1 protein-coding gene is annotated in these 1,315 nt (G+C 49.9%); it reads right to left on the bottom strand.

Annotated features, from left to right (window positions below):
* Positions 1-165: 165 nt before the first annotated feature.
* On the bottom strand, positions 166-1,128 hold the full coding sequence (locus BOW51_RS10830) for an IS30 family transposase (protein ID WP_043115265.1): 963 nt from the start codon (positions 1,126-1,128) through the stop codon (positions 166-168).
* Positions 1,129-1,315 lie beyond the last annotated feature (187 nt).

The raw sequence follows: 1,315 nt of genomic DNA, 5'->3' as shown, positions 1-1,315 counted from the left end.
TTTGCTTTTTCTGCTCATCAGTACCTCATTGGAATGATTGGTGAACCGTCCGGAGAAGGAAGTCAAGGACATTGACTGATCATAGTCGTAGCAGAAAGTAGACATCCGTAGAAAGTATGGGTTTAATGTTTTTTCTATGACATTCAGGTAATACATACCGCGGATTCAACTCACTAGTGCAACGGATGGGTTAATCCCGAAAAATACTTGATTGGGCGTTTTAATGCCAAGACATTTTCGGGGACGATTGTTCAGTTTATTCATCACCTGGTTGATTTCCGCCTGAGTGATGGTTGTAAAGTCCCGATGCTTTGGGAAGTATTGGCGAATGAGTCCATTGGTGTTCTCATTCAAGCCACGTTCCCAGGAGGCATAGGGATGGGCAAAGAAGAACCTGGCACTGAGGCCTTTAGCGATGGTCTCGTGACCGGCGAATTCCTTACCATTATCTGAGGTCAGCGTGTGAACGCGGCCGGCGATGGGTTTGAGCAGTTTGAGGATAGCGCTGGTGACGTTGCTGGCGGTTTTTCTCTCCACCTTATGGATGAGCGTCAATCGGGATTTACGCTCGGTGATTGAAACGATGGCCTGTTTGTGGCCTTTTCCGATAATGGTATCAAGTTCCCAATCACCGAAGCGTGAACGCTCATCAACCACGGCAGGACGTTCATCGATGCTGACTCGGTTAATCAGTTGCCCTCGGCGGCTATAGCTGCCATAGCGCTTTCGACGCTGCTTCTGGCAACGCAGGTGGCGGTATAGGTTACCGCCCATGGATTTGTTCTGGAGAACGTACTGGTAAATCCACTCATGAGAGATTTGAATGTCAGCCTCATTGCACAGCCACAGGCTGATTTGTTCCGGACTCCAGTCCTCGCGCAACAGATGCTCGACTCGCTCCCAGTGGGTAGTGGCAATACGGGGCTGGCTCTTGCTCTGACGGCGCTCTACAGACAGCCGATGGGCCTGTTTGGGGCGATAGCCGCGCAAGCCACGGTTACGCCTCAGTTCGCGGCTGACAGTGGATTTGTGGCGCCCAAGTATCTTGGCTATCTCTGTTTGATTGTGACCTGCTTTCATCAGTGCCTGAATCTGGTATCGTTCTTCCTGGGTAAGCTGCGTGTACATGGTGCTCCTCTAACTTTGGTCGGTGAGAGAAGCTACCTATGCTACCGCAGCTTGCCCTCTAACCAACTCTGTTGAGTTGCACTTGGAAATTGAATTCACGAATATAAGTTGCACCGAAATCGCGATTAGCTTTGCAGACATAGGACACCGCAGGGATGTTCTCGATAACCTTATTTTGTGCTTTATC

This window comes from Solemya elarraichensis gill symbiont (genome assembly GCF_002021095.1).
In the GTDB taxonomy this organism is placed as follows: Bacteria; Pseudomonadota; Gammaproteobacteria; order Chromatiales; family Chromatiaceae.
The sequence above is the reverse complement of the archived record's forward strand: the minus strand, read 5'-3'. Positions and strand labels throughout refer to the sequence as shown.